General features: G+C 32.9%; 17 protein-coding genes and 1 tRNA gene. 11 read left to right on the forward strand and 7 right to left on the reverse strand.

Annotated features, from left to right (window positions below; translation table 11 throughout):
* Positions 1–20: 20 nt before the first annotated feature.
* Complete coding sequence (gene polA / locus B0A57_RS11005; RefSeq protein ID WP_011962462.1) at positions 21–2,867, reverse strand: DNA polymerase I; 2,847 nt, start codon at positions 2,865–2,867, stop codon at positions 21–23.
* Positions 2,868–2,993: 126 nt separating this feature from the next.
* Between polA and B0A57_RS11010 the strand changes: the two genes are divergently transcribed.
* Together B0A57_RS11010 and B0A57_RS11015 are read left to right on the forward strand one after the other, a co-directional pair.
* Positions 2,994–4,232, forward strand: coding sequence for a metallophosphoesterase (locus tag B0A57_RS11010; RefSeq protein WP_011962463.1), 1,239 nt, complete (start codon positions 2,994–2,996; stop codon positions 4,230–4,232).
* A gap of 49 nt (positions 4,233–4,281) precedes the next feature.
* A complete protein-coding gene (locus B0A57_RS11015; RefSeq protein WP_011962464.1) occupies positions 4,282–4,578 on the forward strand; it encodes a thioredoxin family protein in 297 nt (98 codons plus the stop codon).
* Between the two features lie 10 nt (positions 4,579–4,588).
* Here B0A57_RS11015 and B0A57_RS11020 read toward each other — a convergent pair whose 3' ends face one another.
* From B0A57_RS11020 to B0A57_RS11040, 5 genes are all read right to left on the reverse strand, one after another.
* The gene (locus B0A57_RS11020) at positions 4,589–5,218 is read right to left on the reverse strand and encodes a polysaccharide deacetylase family protein (RefSeq protein WP_038465968.1); all 630 of its coding nucleotides are present in this window, start codon (positions 5,216–5,218) and stop codon (positions 4,589–4,591) included.
* Positions 5,219–5,375: 157 nt separating this feature from the next.
* Positions 5,376–6,533 carry an ABC transporter permease gene (locus B0A57_RS11025; protein ID WP_038465972.1) on the reverse strand — a complete coding sequence of 386 codons (1,158 nt, stop codon included), beginning with the start codon at positions 6,531–6,533 and terminating at the stop codon, positions 5,376–5,378.
* On the reverse strand, positions 6,530–7,528 hold the full coding sequence (locus B0A57_RS11030) for an HlyD family secretion protein (protein WP_034097458.1): 999 nt from the start codon (positions 7,526–7,528) through the stop codon (positions 6,530–6,532). The genes B0A57_RS11025 and B0A57_RS11030 overlap by 4 nt, the downstream gene beginning before the upstream one ends.
* A gap of 8 nt (positions 7,529–7,536) precedes the next feature.
* Positions 7,537–8,916 carry a TolC family protein gene (locus B0A57_RS11035; RefSeq protein ID WP_034097460.1) on the reverse strand — a complete coding sequence of 460 codons (1,380 nt, stop codon included), beginning with the start codon at positions 8,914–8,916 and terminating at the stop codon, positions 7,537–7,539.
* Between the two features lie 143 nt (positions 8,917–9,059).
* Positions 9,060–12,290 carry a glycosyltransferase family 117 protein gene (locus tag B0A57_RS11040; RefSeq protein WP_011962469.1) on the reverse strand — a complete coding sequence of 1,077 codons (3,231 nt, stop codon included), beginning with the start codon at positions 12,288–12,290 and terminating at the stop codon, positions 9,060–9,062.
* Positions 12,291–12,444: 154 nt separating this feature from the next.
* On the opposite strand from B0A57_RS11040, the gene B0A57_RS11045 reads away from it, so the two are divergent.
* Positions 12,445–12,515, forward strand: a tRNA-Gln gene (locus B0A57_RS11045).
* A 50-nt stretch (positions 12,516–12,565) separates the two neighbouring features.
* Here the strand turns inward: B0A57_RS11045 and fbp are convergent.
* Positions 12,566–13,573, reverse strand: coding sequence for a class 1 fructose-bisphosphatase (gene fbp / locus B0A57_RS11050; RefSeq protein WP_011962470.1), 1,008 nt, complete (start codon positions 13,571–13,573; stop codon positions 12,566–12,568).
* Between the two features lie 201 nt (positions 13,574–13,774).
* Between fbp and B0A57_RS11055 the strand changes: the two genes are divergently transcribed.
* From B0A57_RS11055 to B0A57_RS11090, 8 genes are all read left to right on the forward strand, one after another.
* Complete coding sequence (locus B0A57_RS11055) at positions 13,775–14,602, forward strand: M48 family metalloprotease (RefSeq protein WP_011962471.1); 828 nt, start codon at positions 13,775–13,777, stop codon at positions 14,600–14,602.
* A gap of 10 nt (positions 14,603–14,612) precedes the next feature.
* The gene (locus B0A57_RS11060; protein ID WP_034097466.1) at positions 14,613–15,086 is read left to right on the forward strand and encodes a GNAT family N-acetyltransferase; all 474 of its coding nucleotides are present in this window, start codon (positions 14,613–14,615) and stop codon (positions 15,084–15,086) included.
* A gap of 272 nt (positions 15,087–15,358) precedes the next feature.
* Complete coding sequence (locus B0A57_RS11065; protein WP_011962473.1) at positions 15,359–16,612, forward strand: aspartate kinase; 1,254 nt, start codon at positions 15,359–15,361, stop codon at positions 16,610–16,612.
* A 45-nt stretch (positions 16,613–16,657) separates the two neighbouring features.
* Entirely contained in the window at positions 16,658–20,065 is a 3,408-nt protein-coding gene (locus B0A57_RS11070; RefSeq protein ID WP_034097462.1) for a hypothetical protein, read from the forward strand.
* A 71-nt stretch (positions 20,066–20,136) separates the two neighbouring features.
* A complete protein-coding gene (locus B0A57_RS11075) occupies positions 20,137–20,736 on the forward strand; it encodes a hypothetical protein (RefSeq protein ID WP_011962475.1) in 600 nt (199 codons plus the stop codon).
* A gap of 272 nt (positions 20,737–21,008) precedes the next feature.
* Entirely contained in the window at positions 21,009–22,415 is a 1,407-nt protein-coding gene (locus B0A57_RS11080) for an alpha-amylase family glycosyl hydrolase (RefSeq protein ID WP_034097468.1), read from the forward strand.
* A 98-nt stretch (positions 22,416–22,513) separates the two neighbouring features.
* Positions 22,514–23,593 (forward strand): hypothetical protein, encoded by a 1,080-nt coding sequence (locus B0A57_RS11085; RefSeq protein WP_038465976.1) that lies wholly within the window; start codon positions 22,514–22,516, stop codon positions 23,591–23,593.
* Between the two features lie 169 nt (positions 23,594–23,762).
* Positions 23,763–24,239 carry a hypothetical protein gene (locus tag B0A57_RS11090; protein WP_038465980.1) on the forward strand — a complete coding sequence of 159 codons (477 nt, stop codon included), beginning with the start codon at positions 23,763–23,765 and terminating at the stop codon, positions 24,237–24,239.
* The last annotated feature ends 23 nt before the right edge of the window (positions 24,240–24,262 follow it).

A 24,262-nucleotide genomic window follows, 5' to 3' on the forward strand; every position in this document is an offset into this window, starting at 1 on the left:
TTGATCTTGAAAAATATTAATTAATGCGCTTCTAACCAGTTTTTGCCAATTCCAATTTCAACATCTAACGGAACATCTATTTTAAAGGCGTTTTCCATTTCGTATTTTATCATCGGTTGAATTTTTTCTAATTCAGAATTATGAACATCAAAAACCAATTCGTCATGTACTTGCAATAACATTTTCGATTGCCAGTTTTCTTGGGTTAGTTTTTTGTGAATATTAATCATCGCAATTTTAATAATATCGGCCGCAGAGCCTTGAATAGGTGCGTTTACAGCATTTCGTTCGGCACCACTTTTTACCATCATATTGGCCGAATTAATATCTTTTAAATAGCGTCTTCTTCCCAAAACAGTTTGTACATAGCCGTTTTCTCTAGCGAAATCTACTTGGTTGGACATGTACGATTTTAGTTTCGGATACGTTGCATAATAGGCATCAATTAACTCTGCGCTTTCTTTTCTTGAAAGTGAGGTTTGATTAGAAAGCCCAAAAGCCGAAACGCCATAAATAATTCCGAAATTTACCGTTTTAGCATTGCTTCGTTGTTCTTTTGTAACGTCTTCTAATGCAACATTAAATACTTTTGCAGCGGTGCTTTTGTGAATGTCTTGGTTGTTTTGAAAAGCTGCAATCATGTTTTCTTCACCAGATAAAGCGGCAATAATTCGTAGCTCTATTTGCGAATAATCGGCAGAAATTAACGTGTAATTTTCATTGCGAGGAATAAAGGCTTTTCGAATTAATCGTCCTCTTTCGGTTCGCACAGGAATATTTTGTAAGTTAGGATTGTTAGAGCTTAAACGACCAGTTGCAGCAACAGTTTGCATATAATCTGTGTGTACACGTCCTGTTTTTTTATCTACTTGGTTGGGTAAGGCATCAATATAAGTGCTTTGTAATTTTACCATTTGGCGCCATTCTAAAATGTCTTTTACAATTGGATTGTCATTGGCTAAATAGCTTAAAATTTCTTCGCCAGTGGCATATTGCCCTGTTTTGGTTTTCTTTTGTTTTGCTCCGCCAATTTTCATCTTGTCAAATAAAACATCGCCGAGTTGTTTGGGTGAAGCCAAATTAAATTTCTCCCCTGCGGTTTCGTATATTTTTTGTTCTAGCGCATTGCTTTCGAGGGCCATTTCTGCCGACATCGATTTTAAAAACGGAACGTCGAGATTAATTCCTTCTAATTCCATGGCTGCCAAAACAGGAATTAGCGGAATTTCTATTTCTTCAAAAAGTTTTTTGGTTTCTGCTTTGTCAAGAATTGGACTAAAATTTTGTTTCAACTGATAGGTAATATCAGCATCTTCGGCAGCGTATTCTTTAATTTCTTCTAAAGAAACGTCACGCATCGATTTTTGATTTTTGCCTTTTTTGCCAATTAAATCTTCAATCGATTTTGGCGAATATTTTAAATAGGTTTCACTTAAAACATCCATATTATGACGCATATCTGGATTAATCAGATAATGTGCAATCATGGTATCGAATAATTTTCCTTTGATTTGAACTCCGTAATGCGAAAGGATTTTTAAATCATATTTGATGTTTTGACCAATTTTCTCGATGCTTTCACTTTCGAAAAAAGGTTTAAATTTGTCTGCCAAAACTTGTGCGTCTTCTTGGTTTTCTGGAAAAGGAACATAAAAAGCTTTTCCTTTTTCGAAAGAAAATGACATTCCAACCAATTGGGCATTTAAGGCATCAATTCCGGTAGTCTCAGTATCGAAACATACTGAAGTTTGATTGAGTAGGTTTTGAAGTAGTAATTTTACAGCAAAATCGCCTTCAATACTTTGGTAAAAATGTTCTGTGTTTTCTAATTTTGCATAATGAGAGTCTGTTTTTATTTCGCCACTTTCTTGGTCCGAAAAACCAAATAAATCGAATTGGTCTTCGTTGGTTTTTTTAGCCACAGTTTTTTTCTGAATTTGACTATTGTCATTTTCATTAGTGTCAATTTCGTCATAATCTTTTCCTGTTCCAAAATATTTGTCAAACTGTGTTTTCATTTGCCTAAATTCTAATTCTTGAAACAGTTCATCTGTTTTTTCGACATCAGGTTTAGATAATTCGTAAGTAGAAGCGTTGAAGGTTACAGGACAATCTAGTAATATTGTAGCGAGTTTCTTAGATAAGATTCCTTTTTCTTTATTGGCTTCAATTTTGTCTTTAATTGCTCCTTTTAATTGGTGTGTATTGGCTAAAAGGTTTTCTATCGATCCGTATTCTTTTAGGAATTTTTTTGCTGTTTTTTCGCCAACACCTGGTAATCCTGGAATGTTATCGGCGGCATCGCCCATCATTCCTAGAAAATCAATAACTTGTTCAGGTCTTTCTATTTCGAATTTTGCTAAAACTTCTGGAACTCCCCAAATTTCTATATCGTTACCCATACGCGCGGGTTTGTACATAAAAATATTTTCTGAAACCAATTGTGCAAAATCCTTATCTGGCGTAACCATATATACTTTAAAATCTTCTTTTTCGGCTTGTTTTGCTAAGGTACCTATTAAATCATCTGCTTCAAAACCTGCCACTTCAATAATAGGAATGTGCATGGCTTTTAGTAAATCTTGTATGTACGGAACGGCAATTTTTATGGCTTCGGGCGTTTCGTCTCGATGCGCTTTGTATTCTTGGTACATTTCGTATCGGTAGGTGCTGCCGCCTTTGTCGAAAGCTACGGCTAAATGGTCTGGTTTTTCCCGTTTTATAACATCCATTAAGGCATTCATAAAGCCCATAATGGCAGAGGTATCCATGCCTTTTGAGTTAATTCTTGGGTTTTTTATAAAGGCAAAATAACCACGAAATATTAAAGCGTAAGCATCTAGAAGGTAAAGGCGTTTTTGTGACATGTACTAAAATGTTTTTACTGTAAAAATAAACATTCGAGTAGTATTTTTTCTGTTTTAGTTAAAATTTGATTAACAAAATTACTTTGCTTTAACTTTCTTCGTTATTTTGTGCAAAATTTAACCAAAATGTTTATCCGTTTCATTATCGTATTTTTTATACTTCTTTTTGTAGAAGTATATTCTTATCAGGCATTTAAAATCATTATTAAAACCAAATGGGTTTTGCAAACCTATCTTATTATTAGTGTTCTAGTCTTGTTTTATGTAATATATCATGTGTTGCAATTTGATCGTAAAATTGGGCAAACTCAGCAAACTTTATTCACGATTGGTTTGTTTTTGTTGGTTTATATCCCAAAAATAGTCTTGTCTTTGTTCGTGTTTGGAGAAGATCTTTTTAGAGTTGGTGCTGGAGTTGTTAATCATTTTATGGGCAATAAAGAGGACGATTTAGGTTTTTTAGGGTCAAGACGAAAATTTGTGAGTCAAATAGGATTAGGATTGGCTGCTGTCCCATTTTTGTCATTAATTTACGGAATGACCATTGGGAAATATAATTTTAAAGTCATCAAACAAAATATATATTTTCCAGATTTACCCGATGCTTTCGATGGCTTTACGATAACTCATATTTCAGATATTCACAGTGGAAGTTTTGATAACCCTGAGAAAATAAATTACGCTATCGATTTAATTAATGAACAAAAATCTGACATATTATTATTTACGGGCGATATCGTAAATGCCAAAGCAGAGGAAATGCATCCGTGGATTGAAACTTTTAATAGATTAGAAAAACCAGCTTTTGGTAAATTTTCAGTCCTTGGAAATCATGATTATGGTGCTTATATAGATTGGGATTCTGAAACTGAAAAAGCCAAAAATTTTATTGATATAAAAGATTTACACCGCCAAATAGATTTTAAATTATTGTTAAATGAACAGGTGAAAATTAAAAAAGGAAACGATGCGTTTTCTTTGATTGGTGTAGAAAACTGGGGAAAGCATTTTGGTGCCTTTGGTGATATAGACAAAGCATTAGAAGGGGTTTCTACTTCAGATTTTAAAATATTAATGAGTCACGACCCAAGCCATTGGGAAGAAATTGTAAAAAATCACAAAAAAAACATACAACTTACCTTATCTGGGCACACACACGGAATGCAGTTTGGGATCGAAATTCCGGGTTGGTTTAAATGGAGTTTAGCACAATATATGTACAAACAATGGGCCGGTTTATACGAAAATGTAGGCAGGTATATTTATGTAAATCGGGGTTTTGGGTTTCATGCCTATCCTGGTCGGGTAGGAGTTATGCCAGAAATAACGGTAATTCGTTTAAAAAAAGGGCAAAATGTAGCTTAATATACTAAAAAGACTATATTTGTATAACAAAGTTTAATAAAATTATACTATGTCAAAGTTTGGAGAACTAATAAATGCTCAAATTCCTGTTCTAATCGATTTTTATACAGACTGGAATGAATCTTCACAATCGATGGATCCCGTGATAAAAGATGTAGCCGCTGCACTTGGCGACAAAGCCAAAGTGATAAAAATAGATGTAGACAAAAACCAAGAACTAGCCGAAGCACTTCGTATAAAAGGTTTGCCTACACTTATGATTTATAAAGACGGACAAATGATGTGGAGGCAATCTGGGGAGCTAGATGCAAATACCATTATTACCTTGGTTCAGGAACAATTATAGTATTGTTTAATTATCGTATTATATCAAACACGAATCCTTTTTCTTTTAAGATTTGAATCGTTTTAGGTAAAGCATATTTTAAATTTTGAAATGCTTTTACACTATCATGAAAAACAATAATACTGCCAGAGGTTACTTTTTGGGTTGCGTTTTCTAAGCATTTTTCTTTAGATACTTTCTCGTCGAAATCGGCAGTGAGGATATCCCACATAATTATTTTGTACCCCAGTTTTCGTAATTTTTTAGATTGCGAAGGTTTTATTTTGCCGTAAGGCGGACGAAATATTTTAGATCTCAGATTTAAAAAAAGATTTTGGCACAGTTCTACATTTTGTAAATAATGAGCAGTTGTGGTTTTCCAACCATTTTTGTGATTGTAAGTGTGGTTTGCTATGCTGTGCCCGTTACTGATAACCTTATTAAAAATTTCGGGGTGTTTTTGTATGTTGTTGCCAAGACAAAAAAAAGTGGCTTTAATGTTGTTTTTTTTCAAAATTTCTAAAACCCATTCTGTTATTTCGGGTATTGGGCCATCATCGAAAGTGAGGTAAATCTTGTTCTCACTATTGGGAATATCCCAAACCTGATTACTAAATAATCGCTTGATGATTGGTGGGGTTTTTATCCAGTAGAAGTTCATTTTATTTAATTTTTTGAAAAATGTTTTCCTGCTATAAGTAGTTTGGGGTTTGTAAACCCAAAACTTTCGATTAAATATCAAAAATTAAAAGTACAAAACATACTTTAAATTAGGTCTAAAAGCCAAAATTTATTAAAAAATTCCTGTTGTAGAAGTTTTAATTATTCCTTTTCAATTTTCTTATTTTTAAATGCAAAAAAACTGTTGCCAAGGAAAAGCACACCATGCCAATTATTAACATTGCCCATAGCGGATTAACTATTTTTGTGAAATCACCTTTTTCAACAAAAAGGATTCGGTATATTTTTAGGTAATGTGTAAGTGGTATTGCGTTAGCTATATTTTGCACCCAAACAGGCATTTGGCTTAATGGCCATGTAAAACCGCTTAAAATAAAACTTGGTGTGGCTACTACCATTAATACTTCGGTAGCTTTTAATTGGTTTGGCAGTAATATACTTCCTAATATGCCAATGCAGCAAACAGAAAAAATGAATAGAAAAGTAGCTGATGCAAAAGGAAACCAATCGGTGTGTAAGGGTAAACGATAGTAAACAGAAAAGCCATAATACAGCCATAAAATACCCATCGACATTAAAAGATATGGTATTACTTTTACAAAGATTAATCCAAAAGGGTTGCTCATTTTTTTTACTAAATCTTTAAAGGTGTTGTTTTCAAATTCTGACGAAAAAGAAAGCGCTAACCCTAATAGTAATACCTGTTGAAATACAGTAAGTAAGACACCAGGTAACATAAAATACAGATAATTTCCGCTACGAATATTTTCTTTTATAAACGTTGTTTTAAACGGTTCATACTGCGTTTCGGCAATTTTTTGACTTAATCCCTGTTTTTTTAATCCTTCAATTTGAATTCCTGCTTTTAAAGTTGCAACACATAAGTTAATATTTGAACTGGCGAAATTTGCTGTGAGTGTGTTAGACGCATCTACAAAAACAACTAACTCTGGGTAGTGTTTTTGTAATATTTGACTTTCAAAATCTCTGGGGATAACCACTACGCAGGGTGCATCTCTTTTTAAAGCAACAGTTCTGGATTGATTGGTGTTATTTAGAACATTTACAATTTTTAAGACTTCGTTTTCAGAAAACATTTGTATAAGTTTTTGGCTCATTGCCGATTGGTCTTCATCTACCACAACAATAGGTAAATTGGTAACTTTTCCTTTTTCATACACACTGCCTACCAAAAAGCCATACATGATAGGTGCTCCAATAAAGAGCATTCTTAAAATTTTATTGCCAAAAAACAGTTTAAATTCCCTAGCGATTAATTGTAAAATATTTTTCATTTTTTATTTACAGATTGTATTGAAATTTGAACGGTACTTTTTATCAAAAGATTTTCTGTTTCTTTGGGATTTATGGGTGCTATTTTTATTTCGTAGAGGGTTTGCCCTTGTTCGAAATCTGGATAAGCAGAGGTAATGTTTGCATACGAACTAAGTGGTTTTATCCATACAACTTTTCCTGTAATGGTTTTATTTTCGTAAGGGATATGAACTTGAATCTGGCCGCCTTTTTTTACGGATGATAATTGGCTTTCGGCTATTGTAAATCTAAAAAAAGTAGTTTCATTTAAAAAACCATTCATAATAGAGTAGCCAGGTAAGGCAAGTTCGCCTTTTTTTAAAGTTATATTTTCGATCGACATTTTTTGAGGAGCTTTTATAAAACGCTCATTGGCAGCAATGTTTATTTCATCTATTCCGCCTAATGCTCTTTCTTGTTGGCCCAATGCCATTGTTTGTTGCTCTATTCTTGCTCCGTTTTGTGCCTCATCTCGTTCTGCTACTGATGCTGTATATTGGTTTTTTGCACCTTGGTATTTTGCAAAAACTTCATCAAATTTTTGTTGTGGCACCAAGCTGTCTGAGAGCATGTTTTGCATTCTACGCATCGATTTTTCGGCAAAACTCAGCTGCTCTTTAAGACCTGCTACTTTGGCGTTAAGCTGGATGATTTGTCCTTGTGTAGCTCCTTTTTTTGCCATTTGGTATTGAGCTTCGGCCGAAAGTAGTGCTCCTTTTGCTTGGTATTTTTTGGCTTCAACTTCTGGTAATTCTAAAATAATAAGTGTATCGCCAGCTTCCACATCTTGTCCTTCTTCGGCCAAAACATTTTGAACTTTACCAGCTAGTTTACTCACTACTGATATTTGCTCTCTTTCTATTTTACCATCTAAAGTGATTGTGTTTTCATTTTTGTCTTTACAACTTATTACTAAAAAAGTAATAATTAGGGTTATATATGAGTTTTTTGAAATTAAATAAAATGTTTTTTTCATTTCTCTTTTTAGTTTAAAATTTTAGTGAGTAAGGTACCATTAGCTTGTAGTAAATCTAAGGCGGTTTTACGCTGTGAGTTGATGTTAATTATATGATTAAGAGAGGCTTTAAAAAAATCATTTTCAGCTTCTAATCTTTCTGTAACACTTATAAGTCCTTCGGCGTATTGTTTGGTAGCTAGTAATTTGTTGTTGTTAGAAATGGTTACTTGTTGATGGCTTATTTTTAATTTTTCGAAGGCATTTTCATATTCTATTTTAGATTTTTGAATGAGTAGTTTTAATTTTTCATCTGTGTCTTTTGTTTTATTTTCGTTTATTTCTTGGTCAATTTCTACAAGTTCTACTTTGTGTTTATGCTCGCCTCCAGCATAAATTGTCCATTTTGCTCCAATTCCAAATAAAATATTTGGTGCCACCGAAAACTGATCTAGTTTTAAATGTACATCGTTCAAATTAGCAACATCTTTAAATGTGATCTTTGAATTGAATATATTCATATAAGAGATGTTGCCAAAAGCAAAAACACTTGGCAATCCAGAGTTTTTTTCTTTTTTGCGCATATAATCTAGCGCTTTACTACTATGTATTAGGGCTTTCAACTCTTTTCTGTTTTGGGTAGTTGAATCAACATCAAAAAGCACAATAGTTTCTAAGGGATATTGAATGTTTGAAATTTGAGAATTATCAATGTGCGTAAGTTGGGTTAATCGTTGATTTAATAATTTGCGGTTGCCTACAATTTCAACTTTTTTGGCTTCCAATTCCAACAATGCCAATGCAATTTTATCTCTATCGTAAGGAATTGCTAAACCGTTGATAATTGCTTTTTTAACTTTTTCACTTTCTTTATCTAGTCTTTTTTGGGTGTCCCAAATTAATTTTTCAGCTTCTTTCAAAAGCATTAGTTGGTCAAAAGTAGTTACTACTTCTTTGGCAATAGCATCTTTATCAGCTTCAGCTAATAAATGTTGTGCTTCAGCTTTTTCTTTTAAAGCCTTTGCGGCATTAGGAATCTGATTACCACTAAAAATAATTTGTGTTGCAGAAAGGCCTACTGTACCTATATTTCCGTTTGCTGAAAATGATTGGGATCCTTCAAATAAATTTAGGCCAGTTATGGGTAAAGTAACCGTAGGAACATCAATAATTCCTCTTTGATAAAAATGGCTTAATACTGCATTGGCAGAAATTTCGGGTTTTAGTTTAGCAAGAACGCTTTCGGCATTTATTTCTGTTTTATGGGCTTCTAATTGCTTGTTTGTAATCTCATAGCTGGTATTTAAAGCGTTTTGTATCGGTACTTTTAATTCATTTGAAATAATGCTTTGGGCAAAAGCACTACTTTGAGATAAATAAAACACTAAAACGAATAGGTATGTTTTCATTTTTTGTATATTTTTTTTGTAAATATAAGCAAAGTATTAGTTGTTTGTATTGTTGATTTCTGCTAACAGTTAAATTATTGTTGTTGCTACAATCACAAAAAAAAGGCAGTTATTTTTTTACAATAACTGCCTTTTTATAATTCTTATTCCATATCTCTACCAAAACGATCGAAGCGTTTGTTGTAGCTATTAAAAACCTCTTTTTCTGTATTGTAAAAATTAGTGTCTTTGTTGTTTTTCATGATTTCTAACAAACCTCTGTATCTTTCTATGTTGGTTATAATATCGATAGCGTTTGTGTTTTGTTCGCTGGCTTTTGTTCGGCTAAAATATTTTAGCTCGTCTTGGTATTTTGCTTCTAATTGCTTGAGCAAAGTACGTGCTTTTTGTGTTTCGCCTAGTTTGTAATAGCCATCGGCAAAAGGATCGACCATGCTGTAAAACTCATAATAATCTAATGGTAGTTTGGTTAGTGCTAATTCGATTATTTTTTTGGCTTTGTCTTTTTGTCCTTCGGCAATGAGCTGGTTCATTAGCCTTGTTAAATGGGTGCGGTACGAAATGCTGTTTTTTCTGGTTTCTGGATCGTGGTATATTTTTGTGCTTTCGCTATTACCCCAGTCTAGTTTCATCATGATGTCGTACATTTTATCGGTATCGATACTTCCCATATCAAAACCTGATGCTTCTTTGTCTATTGGCGTTTTTACAGGAACTAGTTTGTACACCATGCCGTTTAGCTGCAAATAATCTTTCATCCAGATGTAATCATCATCTGCAAAAGCGCCTGGTGAGAAATAAATAGGGCGTTTCCAGTTGTTGTTTCTCACAATATCTAACATCATGAGTCGGTTTTTGTATAAAGCATCGCCTTTTATATCAACATCAATATAAGGAACAATCGAGTCATTATATTTTGGACTAACAATTTTGTTTGTTATCACGTTGTTTTTGTTTACAGGAATTCTGATTTTATTGCTTGGGTAAAACTGAATTTTCTGACCATTTTTCATCTCGATGAGTGTTCTTGGGTCGTCGCTAGAAACAAAATCGAAAAATTCTTTTACATCGAGTCTTTCTTCTGTTTTTTGATCAAAAACTAAATAATCTCGTTTGCCGTCAACGTAATCTTTGTGTGAAAACGAAATAGGCACGGGTTCAGATTCGTAAGCTTTGGCTTTCATTTGGTCTATATACCAGTCGGTCATTAATAAACTGGTGTTTACAATGCGAACATCGGTTCTGTATCCTTCAATTTCTTGTAAGTACCAAATAGGAAAAGTGTCATTGTCGCCAATGGTAAATAAAATGGCGTTTTTGTCGCAAGAGTCTAAATAAGCTCTTGCAGAGGAAACGGCGGTGTATTTTCCTGAGCGGTCATGATCGTCCCAGTTTTGAGTCGCCATAAGTATTGGTGCTGCAAAAAGGCATGCTGTAATAACTATTGGGGCGGCAATTTTAGGTTGAATATATGATTTTAGGAAATCGAAAATGGCATATACGCCAATTCCTATCCAAATGGCGAATACATAAAAGGAGCCTACGAGCGCATAATCTCGTTCTCTGGGTTCGAAAGGGCGTTCGTTAAGGTAAATTTTAAGGGCTATTCCGGTAAATAGAAACAGTGCTAGAACTACATAAAAACTCTTAATGTCTTTCTTTATATGAAAGAAAAACCCAATAAGTCCGATGATAAACGGTAAGAAAAAATAAGTGTTTCTGGCTTTGTTGTTTTGCCATGTTGCTGGAAGATTTTCTTGAGAACCTAATCTTATTGCATCTAACACATTGATTCCGCTTAGCCAATTTCCGTCTAAAGTGGTGTATTCTCCTTGTTTGTCGTTTTGTCTTCCCACGAAATTCCACATTAAATATCGCCAATACATATATCCAAATTGGTACTGAACCATAAATGTCAGATTGTCAATAGTTGTTGGTTTCTCTATATCAAGATATTGACCATAAGCTTTTAGGAATTTCGCATAATCTTCTACATCTAATTTTCCAGAAGCATAAGAGGTTCTAAATTGAGACACGATATCAGTTAGTTCTTTTTCTTCAGAATATTCAGGTTTTATTCTAAAAGCAAGTACGTTTGTAAATTTCATGTAGTTTTCTGCATGGTCGGTACTCCACATTCTTGGCAAAATGGCTTTGTGGTTGTCATCGCTATTTTGACTACCATTTTTGTAATTATTTACAATAACATATTTGCCTTTTTTGTAATCACGTTCGTAATTTGGTTTGTCGTCTGTATATGGGTTGTCTTCGTCTAATCCTGCATACGTGTCAGAGAACTGAGGGCCGTAAAACAAAGGGTTTACGCCGTATTGTTCGCGATTATAGTAAGCTAAAACCTCACGTGCATCAGAGGGTTTGTTTTCGTTTATGGGGGTGTTTGCATTGGCACGAATAGGCAACATCATCCAAGTAGAAAAGCCTAACATGATAAATAAAACACAAAGAATTAAAGTGTTGTAGAGTGGTTTTCCTTTTTCTTGCGTATATTTTAATCCGAAATAAAACAAGGCAATAAGAAGTAAGGTAACAAATATGGTTCCTGAATCGAAAGGCAAACCTAGATTGTTTACCATAAAAACTTCGGTATCACCAAAGAAAGTCATCGTCCAAGGTAATAATAATTTGAATATAAATAGCAGAACGGCAACGACAACAATATTGGCGATAATGAAGCTTTTTATAGTAATGTTTTTGTAATTTTTAAAATAATATAAAAATCCAATAGAAGGAATGGTTAGCAAGGCCATAAAGTGAACCCCAAAAGACAATCCGACTACTAATGAGATTATGAGTAACCATTTGTTGCCACGCGGGGTGTGCATTTCTTCTTCCCAACGCAGTCCTAGCCAAAAAAGTAGTGCAATAAGTAAAGTTGCCATAGCATATACTTCTGCTTCAACAGCGTTAAACCAGAAACTATCTGAGAAAGTAAAAGCTAAAGATCCTACAAACGAACTTCCTAAAATTACTATCGAATTGGTTTGGTTTATCTGCTTTGCCTGTTCGCCTTTTAGGCTAGGGTCGGAAAATCTAGAAACTACTTTTCTTAATATAATTGATGTTGACCAGAACATAAACAAAATGGTAAAAGCGCTCGAAAAAACCGACATCATATTTACCATTAATGCCACATGCTGATTGTCTATAGCAAACATGGCGAAAAATGCGCCAATCATTTGAAATAAAGGCGCTCCTGGCGGATGACCAACTTCTAATTTTGCTGCCGTAGCAATATATTCGCCACAATCCCAAAAACTCATCGTAGGCTCTACGGTAAGTGAATAAACAATAAGCGCGATAAAAAAGGTAAGCCAACCAAGGGCTGTATTCCATTTATTGAAATTGAAAGACATAATTTTTGGTATAAATATTACCCTACAAAGAAACTATTTTTTTGTCTAAACAAAAGGTAAAAAATAAAAATTTAATTTTTTTTGATAAAACGCTTGCAGAAAACAAAAAAGATTGTAAATTTGCACTCGCAATAAGGAATTATTGTAAGGTTACTGGCCCATGGTGTAATGGTAACACAACTGTTTTTGGTGCAGTCGTTCAAGGTTCGAGTCCTTGTGGGCCAACAAAAAACCCTTCATTTCTGAAGGGTTTTTTTTATGCCAATTAGTAAATTTTATTTTGTGTTTTTCATAAACTCTTCTGCTTTTTCTACCATATTATAGCTTCCGCAGAAAAAAGGAACACGTTGGTGTAGTTCTGTAGGCTGAATTTCCATGATGCGATTATAACCATCAGATGCTTTTCCGCCAGCTTGTTCTGCAATAAAAGCCATAGGGCTACATTCGTAAAGTAAACGCAATTTCCCTTTTGGTGCTTTCGAACTCGTTGGGTAGATGTATATTCCGCCTTTAATCATATTTCTATGAAAATCAGAAACTAAACTTCCAATGTATCTCGAAGTATAAGGACGATCTCCTTCTTCAGATTGGCAATATTTGATGTAATTTTTAACGCCTTGCGGAAAATGAACATAGTTTCCTTCATTCATCGAATAAATATGTCCGTCTTTCGAATATTTCATGTTGGGATGAGAAAGGTAAAAAGTACCAATAGCTGGGTTTAATGTAAATCCGTTTACACCATCTCCAGTTGTGTAAACCAGCATCGTCGAAGTACCATATATAACATAACCCGCTGCCACTTGATTAATTCCTGGTTGTAAGAAATCTTCAATAGTTACTGGGGTTCCTACTGGTGTTATTCTTCTAAAAACCGAGAAAATGGTTCCTACCGAAACATTTACATCAATATTTGAAGAACCATCAAGGGGATCCATCAAAACCACATACTTATTATTATGGCTGTTATCTGATCCGGCAACTGTAATGAAATCGTCATTTTCTTCCGAAGCAATTCCGCAAACGATTTCACGATTTATTAGGGTTTGAATAAAAATTTCATTAGCATAAACATCTAATTTTTGCTGATCTTCACCTTGTATGTTTTGCTCTCCTGCCGCACCAACAATATCTACCAATCCTGCCTTGTTTACCTTATAATTTACCACTTTTGCGGCCAGCCTAATCGAATTGATTATTCGGGATAATTCTCCCGAAGAATACTGAAATGATTGTTGATTTTCGATAATAAACTCGCCTAATGTTTTGTTGCGTTCTTCCATCTCTAGATTAATGTAGTTGTTTGTGCAAATATCGATTATAATTTTCGAAAACATTACTTCGACAGAAAAAAAACAGAAGGTTTTAGTACAAATTTTTAAAGTCAGTTTCAAAATTTATAAAATCTCTATTCTACGCATAAAATATTTTTTCAAATCAAATCAGATTAGATTATATTTGTGGTAAATAAAATTTATAAAATCATGAATATAAAATCGATATTTTTAGCACTATTTATAGCTGTTTTTAGTTTTTCTAATGCCAATGCACAAATAAATTTAGGCGAAAAAGCACTGGGAGCTTTGCAAAAAGGAATAGCAGGATTTACTTTTAGCGACGAAGATGCAGCAAAATTATCTAAAGAAGCAGTAGATAAAATGGATAAGGAAAACCCAGTTGCTGGACCAAAAGACGCTTATACAATAAGATTAAATAAATTGTTTGGTAAGCATAAATCAGAAAACGGATTAGTACTTAATTATAAAGTATATAAAGTAAAAGATGTAAATGCTTTTGCTACTGCCGATGGTAGTGTTCGTGTTTTCTCGGGTCTAATGGATACTATGGATGACAACGAAATACTAGCCGTAATAGGTCACGAAATAGGTCATGTTGCCAATCACGATTCTAGAGATGCGGTAAAAGCAGCGTATAAAAAAGAAGCTTTGTTAGAAGCGGCTAGTTCTCAGTCAGATAAAGTCGCTGCTATAACAGAAGGGCAAATAGGAAATATAGGAAAAGCCTTAATGAACAGTAGCCACAGTAGGCAACAAGAAACAGAAGCAGATACTTACTCTTACGATTTTATGAAACGCAATGGATATAATGTAAACGCTGTAGAATCAGCTTTTTCTATCCTAGCAAAAATGAGCGAAGGAACAGACTCGACCTTTATTACAAGAATGATGAGTTCGCATCCTGATGCAAAATCGAGAGCCGAAAATGCTAAAAAAAGAGCAGAAGCTGACGGATTATACAAGCCTTATGTAAAAAATGTTAAAGCTAAAACAACCTCTAAAAAGAAAAAATAATGCTTTTAGTATGATTGTTAGAAAAGGAGAAAAAAAAGATATGTCAGCTGTTTTAAATTTAATAAAAGAGCTGGCTATTTTCGAAAAAGAACCCCAAGCAGTTGAGGTTACGGCAAACGATTTACTTCGAGATGGTTTTAGCGATAACCCACTATTTTATACATTTATTGCTGAAGTAGAAGGCGAAATTATTGGGATGGCATTGTATTATTACAGATATTCAACCTGGAAAGGAAAAACCATTCACCTAGAAGACTTAATTGTCCAAGAAAAAAGTAGAGGAACAGGTGCAGGTTATGCTTTATATACAGCAATTATTAGTCAAGGGAAAAAAGACAACGTACGCAGAATAGAATGGAATGTACTGAATTGGAATACGCTGGCCATCAATTTTTATAACAAATCTGGCGCAAAATTACTCCAAGATTGGCGAGTTGTTAATATGGACGAAGCAGGAATAAATGCTTTTTTAGCAAAAAAATAAAAAATAATTTTGCTTCTTCAGTTCGCTCTTTTAGGCCTGGGCTATTCGTTGCAAAATAGTTCGCAGAAATTGGATGAAAATAAACAGATAGAGAAGTAATTTTTTTATGGGAGAAAAACCCAAAAAAATAAATTTTACTACTGTCTCTAGCAAAAAATGAAACCCAAAGAAACACAGATTAAAACAAACGATAGTTTTTTAGCATTTCAGATTAAAATCTAACATAAGAATAGTAAATCTAAAATCTAAAATCTAAAATCTAAAATCTAAAAATGAGAATATTCAAATTTGGTGGTGCATCTGTAAAAGATGCCGATGGTATAAAAAATGTTTTCGACGTTTTACAAAAAGTAGGTTACGAAGACGTTTTGCTCGTAGTTTCGGCAATGGGAAAAACAACCAATGCTTTAGAATTAGTAATAAAAAATTATTTCGACAAATCGCCAGCATTAAACACATCTGTTCAAGAAATAAAAACATACCACAATAAGATTCTATTAGATTTATTTGAAAACGAAGAGCATGAAGTTTTTCTTGATATAAAAGACCATTTTGCAGATTTAGAGTACTTCTTACGCAGTAACAAATCACCAAATTATAATTTTGTGTATGACCAAGTGGTGAGTTTTGGAGAAATAATTTCGACCGCAATTTTAAGTCATTACATGAACTTTAGAAATATTAATACCGAATGGCTAGATGTTCGTAATTATATAAAAACTAATAACACCTATCGTGATGCCGAGGTAGATTGGGAAACTACTCAAAAAAGCATTTCGAAAATTGCCAATAAAAAAATATTATTTATTACCCAAGGATTTCTTGGTGCCGACGAAAACGGATTTACCACAACACTAGGACGAGAAGGGTCAGATTACACAGCAGCTATTTTTGCTTATTGCTTAAATGCCGAAAGCGTAACCATCTGGAAAGACGTGCCTGGTGTAATGAATGCAGACCCTCGTTATTTTGAAAATGCCACTTTGCTAAACCAAATTTCGTATCGAGAAGCCATCGAGTTAGCATTTTATGGTGCTAGTGTCATTCATCCAAAAACTTTGCAACCACTACAAAAAAAAGAAATCCCTCTGTATGTAAAATCTTTTATAAATCCTTTGTTGCCTGGAACCAGTGTCTCTAAAGGGAAAGATTTAGACCCTAAATTACCTTGTTTTATTGTTAAAAAACACCAGTTGTTATTATCACTTTCCTCGATAGATTTTTCATTTATTATGGAAGAAAATATTAGCGAAATTTTTAGTTTATTGCATCTGCACAAAATAAGAGTAAGTCTAATTCAAAACTCGGCCATTAGTTTTTCGGTTTGTTTAGAAGATAAGTTTGGTAATTTTGACGAATTGAAAAAAACATTGTCTAAAAAGTTTAAATTATCTTATAACGAAAATGTATCACTTTATACAATAAGACATTTCGACGAAAAAGCCTTTCAAATCGTCGAAAAAAACAAAACCGTTTTGCTAAAACAAATGAGTAGAGAAACCATGCAAATTGTGACTAAGGAATAGTTTTTAAATATACACTACTTTTGTAATGTTATCGTTATACTAAGTATGTTTAAAAAGCTAATTTTTCTAATTGTCATTTTTATTTTTCCTGGGCTTTATGCACAGGAAATAAAAACGCCTTATAAATCAAAAAAAATAGTTGTTTCTCAAGATTCAATTCAAATAGATAGCGTGAGTATAAATGCTAGTTTTTTTAAATTACTAGACCCCAAAGGAAAAGCTATTGATACCAGTTTTTATAGCGTAAATTTTTCGAAAGGAATTTTAATTTTTCGAAATAATTTTAAAACCACCGATACCTTAAATGTTCGGTATTTAAAATTCCCTACATATTTAACCAAAGAATATGCAATATACGACAAAAGCCGTATGGTGAGCAATAATAGCGGTCTGAATAATTTATACAAAATTTCTGCCGATGGGTTCAAAAAATTTGCACCATTAGAAGGACTCACAACCACAGGAAGTATCTCGAGAGGGATTTCTGTAGGGAATAATCAAAACACATCGGTAAACTCTAATTTAGACCTTCAAATTACAGGAAAATTATCAGATAAAGTGAGCTTGCGGGCTTCTATACAAGACAGTAATATTCCGTTGCAATCAGGAGGATATTCTCAAAAATTAGATGAATTTGATCAAGTTTTTATCGAACTTTTTTCAGACAAATGGAGTGTTCGTGCTGGAGATTTATTTCTAGAAAACAGAAAATCTAAATTTTTAAGTTTTAATAAAAAAGTGCAAGGTTTGTCTGCTCAGTTTGCTTTTGGGAAACCAGAAAACAAAACCGAAGTTTACGCATCAGGCGCCATAGTTCGAGGACAATATGCAAAAAGTAATTTTGTGGGTCAAGAAGGAAATCAGGGGCCATATAAACTAAAAGGTTCAAATGGCGAACTATACGTTTTGGTTATTTCTGGTTCAGAGCAAGTTTATGTAAACGGTATTTTGCTAAAACGAGGTGAAAATAACCAATATACAATCGATTACAATGCGGGAGAAATCAGATTTACATCACTTTTTCCTATTACTTCCGAAATGAGAATTACTATCGAATACCAGTTTTCCGATAGAAATTATACCCGATTTGTAACTTATCTAGGCGCAAATCACGAGGAAAAAAAATGGAGTTTAGCAGGGTATTTATATTCTGAAAACGATATAAAAAACCAGTCATTACAGCAAAATTTATCGCCAGAACAGGCTCAAATATTGGTTGCAGCGGGAGACAATCAGAATGCTATGAATGCTTCTTCGGCAGTACCCGATACTTATTCTGAGAACAAAATATTGTACAAAAAAATAACGACAGGATTGGTAGAAATTTTCGAATTTTCGACTAATTCGCTCGATATTTTGTATAACGTAAAGTTTAGTTTTGTAGGCAACAAGCTAGGAAATTATATTGTTTCTAGCACAATTGCAAACGGACGAGTTTTTAAATATGTTACCCCAATTTCAGGTATTCCGCAAGGAAATTACGAACCTATAATTAGGCTGGTTGCGCCAACTAAAATTCAAATAGCTACTGTTTTAGGAAAATACAGTCCAAGCGAAAAAACAATTGTCGATTTTGAAGTTGGCATAAGTAATTATGATAAAAATTTATTTTCAAGTATAGATGATAATGACAACCAAGGTTTGGCAGGAAAATTAAATATCAAACAGCGGTTATTGTCTAAAAAATGGCACATTGATGCCTTCGGGAATTGCCAACTTGTTCAGAAAAATTTTAAAACTATCGAACGATTATTTACTATCGAGTTTAATAGAGATTGGAATTTGTTAAATCCGTTAGGAAACCAAACTTTGGTTGTGTCAGGATTGTTATTTTCTTTGGCTGGAAAATCTAATTGGAAATATCAGTTCGAAAAATTAGATTTTTCAGAAAATTTTTCGGGAAATAGACACGTAGTTTCGGGTTATTACAAACATAAAAATTGGTTATTTTCTAACGATGGAAGTTTCTTGAATAGCGACGGAAACATTTCGACTTCTAAGTTTATTAGAAACCAAAGCCAAACAAAATTTCATTTCAATAAAAACTGGATTGGTGCAAGTTTTCGATTTGAAAACAACCAGGAAAAAACAAAATTGACCCATCAGTTTTCTAATCTGAGCCAACGTTTTTCGGAATATGGTGCCTTTGTAGGAAGAGGAGACTCTACTAAAGTTTTTGTCGAATTGGGCTATCTAAATCGTGTAAATGACAGTTTGCAATTAGGTCAGTTAAAACGGGTAAACGCATCGCAATCATATTATTTAAAATCGAAACTCATTCAAACCGAAAAAAATGATTTGTCAGTTTTTATCAATTACCGAAACCTTAAATTTGAAGATTCAAATCGTGGTAGCGAACCCTCATTAAACTCTAGGTTATTGTATAATGATAGGTTTTTTAATCAATTACTACAAACTACAACAGCATACGAAACTACTTCAGGAACGATTCCGCAACAGGAATTTAGTTTTTTACAAGTAGATGCTGGAAAAGGAATTTATGCTTGGAATGATTATAACAGAAACGGAGTTCAGGAAATTCAAGAATTTGAAATTGCGCCTTTTCCAGACCAAGCAAAATATGTAAAAATATTTTTACCCAATCAAATTTTTATCAAAACACATCAAAACAAATTTTCGCAATCGCTAACTTTAAATCCTTCGGAGTGGCAAAATTCGATAGGATTTAAAAAGTTTTTATCTTATTTTTATAATCAATCATCTTATTTAACCGAAAGAAAAATAAAACGAGAAAGTAACCATTTCGATTTGAATCCGTTTGCAGCAAATGCCGAAAATTTATTAGGGTTAAATTCGAGTATTCGCAACAGTTTGTTTTACAACCGAGGCAAGCAAAATCATTCTGTAACATATACTTTTATTTCAAATAAAATAAAAAACTTACAATCTTCGGGCGAGCAAGAAGCAAAAAACACATCGCATCAGTTGCAATATGATCATTTGCTCAAAAAATATTGGTTGTTTACTTTGTCAGGAAAATTAGTAGTAACCAGCAATAAGGCTCAGAATTATGCGAGCAGAAATTTCGAAATAAAAGGCAATCAGTTAGAACCTAAAATTTCTTACTTGTTTTCTAAAAATGCAAGTTTAGATGTTTTTTACGAAATGCAAATTAAAGAAAACAAATTAGGAGAAAAAGAATCGTTAAAACAAAACAAATTTGGAAGCTCATTTAGCTTTTCGAGCCAAAAGAAACTAACACTAAATGGCGAATTTTCTTGGTTTGACAACAAATTTATAGGAAATGAATTTTCGCCAGTAGCTTTCCAAATGTTAGAAGGACTACAACCAGGAAAAAACATGACTTGGCGCTTGTTGCTACAAAAAAATATTACACAATATTTAGATGTTAATGTTAATTATTTGGGGCGAAAAAGCGAAACTACAAATACAATTCATACTGGAAATATTCAATTGAGAGCTTATTTTTAATTTTAGCCACGTTTGTTTTAAAAAAAAATATTAATTTTAAATCATTAAACCACTAAAAAAAAACACACGTTATGAAAAAAATCTTATTGTTATCTATGTTTTTTGTTCTTTCAAACACCCTTTTTGCTCAAGAAACAGAAACTAAAGCCCAAAAAGCTAAAACCGAAAAAATAAGCAAGGCTAAAGAGAAGGCTGAGGCAAAAAAAGAGGAATTAAAAAAGGCTAAGGCCGATGCTAAAAAAGCAGCAACAAAAGAAAAAGCTGAAGTAAAAAAAGAAGCTTCTAAAGCAAAAAAAGAGGCAGAAGCATCAGTAAAAGTTTCAGAGAAATCTCTAAAAGAGAAAACTAAAACAGAAGCTAATAAAGCTGAGGCTAAAGTAAAAGAAGAATCAGACAAAGCAAAAACTAAAACTAAAAAAGCCAAAGAAGTTGTTGAAGCCAAAGTTGTAAAACCTGCAAAAGAAACAAAAGCAACCGAAACCAAAGAGAAAGCAACAAAAATTATTGCTAAAAAAGAAAAAGTTTCAACCGAAAAAGCAAATCCAAACACTAAAGACAAAGTAACTGGAGAATACAACGGAAAAAAAGTATTTACGGGTTCACGTGGCGGAAGATACTACATTAATAAAAACGGAAATAAAACCTATATTGGCGACGAGCAAGGGAACTAATCTTCAATATATTCCCGTTTTAGGTAAAAAAAGCGGTAAGATTTGTGGGGTATATTGCCATTCCGAAAAACGAAAAATCTCATAATATGAATCACTTGATAGTATTTTTCATTCCAAGAAATAGTAAATCTTGTATTTCTTATTTTAGTAATTTCAATAAAATGGTTGCGTTTATCGTAACCATTTTTGTTTTTAAGATATTCAGAAATTTTTTTATTATGATTAAATTGTATTTTTGGCATTCTTATTCAAAAAGACAAAACAAGTTTAGCATGAAGAAAATATTTATCATACTTTTTCTTTTTTCTTTTTTCATCAATTGCAAAAAAGAAAAACCAAAAAACATTACAGAAAAAACAATAGAAATTGCTCCAATAACACCAGAAATGGAAGACAATGCAGTTATCTACGAAGCCAATATTCGCCAATATTCGCCAGAAGGAACCTTTAATGCGTTTACAAAAGATATTCCGAAGCTAAAAAAATTAGGTGTAAAAATTCTTTGGCTCATGCCAATTCATGAAATTGGACTTAAAAACCGAAACGCAAAGCCAGATTTATCTGTAGATGACATTACCGATTCGATAGAAAAGAAAAAATATCTCGGAAATCCTTATTCTATTAAAAATTACAGAAGTATAAATGCTAATTTCGGAACCAAAGCTGATTTGCAAAAACTCATAAAAACAGCCCACAAAAACGGAATTTATGTTATTCTAGATTGGGTAGCACACCACACCGCATGGGACCACGCTTGGACCACGCAACATCAGGACTATTATGTTCACAACAAAGAAGGCAATATGATTGCGCCGTACGACTGGAAAGATGTGGTAGCGTTAGATTATAGCAACCCAAATCTTCGCAAAGCAATGTTTGAAGAAATGAAATATTGGCTTACAAATTATAATATTGATGGTTTTCGTTGCGATTTAGCCGCAGAAGTTCCAACAGATTTTTGGGAAAGTACCAAAACCGAATTAAATAAAATTAAACCTGTTTTTATGCTAATGCAAGCTCAAAAAGCCACCTTGATGGCAAATGCTTTCGATATGCAATATGGTTGGGAATCTCATTATATTTTTAACGAAATAGTAAAAGAAGAAAAAACCGCAAAAGATTTTGATAAGCTTATCAGAAAGAACGATTCATTGTATCAAAAAGACGATATTAATATGAATTTTACTTCCAATCATGATGAGAATTTCTGGAACGGAACCGAATACGAAAGATTAGGAAATGCCACCGAAATCTTTGCCGCACTTACTTATGTAATGCCGGGTATGCCGCTAATTTACAACGGGCAAGAATACGATTTGAACAAAAGATTGCCATTGTACGAAAAAGACACGATTGCCCATACTGTTGCTAAAATGATGACTATTTACGAAAAATTAGGTAAGCTAAAAACCGAAAACAAAGCTTTGCATGGAGGAAAAATACCAGCTTCCTACAAACGTTTGCTAACTACAAACGATGATAATATTCTTGCCTTCGAAAGAGAAAAAAACAATAAAAAAGTTATTTTTATTGGAAATTTATCAAAAACAAAGAAGACATTTACAATTCCTGTGGAAGGCGTTTTTACCGATTATATGTTAGGTGCAAAAATAGAATTTACAAAAAAACAAAAAATAAATTTTAATCCTTGGGAATATAAAATTCTAATTGTAGAATAGTTTTTTTTGACTGTCTATAACAAATGCCAAGTGTTTGAAAAATAAAAAAGGTTATCCTGAATTACACAAATATACGAGTTGTACCTAATGCTAAACAAATGAAGAGAATTCTAACATCCTGTTTTATTTTACTTTCAATTTTTTCTTTTAGTCAAAGTTTAACGACGTTAAATAAAAGTTCTAAAAGCCAAGAAAAGAAAACAATTTCTTCTAATAGAGAAGTCAATAATAAAACAAAACTAATTGACACAACAACTCTCAATTTTGAGAAGAAAGAAATAACAATACCTTTAAATAGAGAAAATACAACAAAAATTGTAATAGTTAAGGAAAAGGAAGGAACAGATTGGCTAAAATATTTATTCCCTGTTTTTACTTTACTTCTTGGTATTTGGATAAAAGAAATTCTTGAAAAACGTTCAAATAAAACAAAAATTAAAAAATCGGGTGAAAGATGGATTGCAGAATTGAGAAGTTTAAAAGAACCTCTTGAGCAACAAATAAAATCACTTGAAAAATTTGAAACAGAAAATGACACTAACGAATTTGAAATACCAAATTTGGGTCTATATTCATCCGTTAGTGGTGATGTTTTTAAATCTTTAGATAAAAGTGAGTTAATAAAATTCATTGAACAGAATAATAAAGGCTTAGATTTTAAAAAAATAGTAAAAATATCCAATCGTACAAACGGTTATATTAGCATATTAGAGCATCTATACAAAACTATAAATGAAAAATTTGACAGCTATTTACTAGGCATTTCAAAATACACGAATGAATTTACTAAAAATATGCAAGCTTTTAATATTGCATTTGGTGATTATGGCGTATATCTTGAACAAGAAATTTGCGCAGAACCAATTAACGACCAAAGGTACAAACCATTAACCGATTTATATACTACACATATAATTCCGCATCTAGCAGATGGAAATTTTAATCCTTATATTTTAGATGAACATTTTTTTCTGCCAGCAATAAATATTTTAAGCCATTATAGATTAGAACCACAAACAAAACCTCTAGCAAATGTCATTTCAGCTTGTTTAAGTTCAATAAAAGGTTTAAAAATGGAAAAACATTATATTACAGAAAATATAAAAGTATTGATAAAATTATACAAAGAACAACTAATCGAATTAAACGAGATAACATCACAATTCGAAAAGCACTAGGTACAACACACGCTACAAGTAATTTGGGGATTTGGCTTAATGAAAAATTAGTTTGTATTTGGAAGATTTGGCAAATCCGAAAATAGGGCTTAATTTAGTCTCAAACCCGCTGTAATGCCAGAACGTTGGCGGTAAGTTTACAGAGCAACATTGCAAAGAAGCAAAATATATGGCGACAGAATTATCAAAAGACCAGTTTATAGAAATATTATTAGACAAAGAGATAACAAAACCAGCTGACCTTTCTGTTTTTCAAGCAATTTATTCTTTTGATAAACATAAAGCGTATGCAAGTCAAGTTGGACAACTTTTAGGGAATAAGGGTAAAATGCCAGGAAGTCCAGTAAACCTACAAATTGGACGAATTGCAAAACGAATTGCCACAAAACATGACATTAATTTTACAGTAAGACAAAACCAGAAATTCAAATTTTGGGATATATTTTTTAAAGGTTGGGAAGAAGGGCGATTTTGGGTTTGGCAACTTAAACCAAACTTAATTGAGGCATTAGAAGAAACAAATTTGACTGGCGAAATACAATACTCTGATGAAATTCCATCGGGATTACCGAAAAATTATTTGAAGGAGCTAAACGGAATAAAGAAGCTAGCGGAAGAACAAAAAACTACCGCTAAGACACACTAATACCATTTAAAGTTTAAATTTAC

Source organism: Flavobacterium psychrophilum DSM 3660 = ATCC 49418 (assembly GCF_002217405.1).
Classification (GTDB): Bacteria; Bacteroidota; Bacteroidia; order Flavobacteriales; family Flavobacteriaceae; genus Flavobacterium; species Flavobacterium psychrophilum.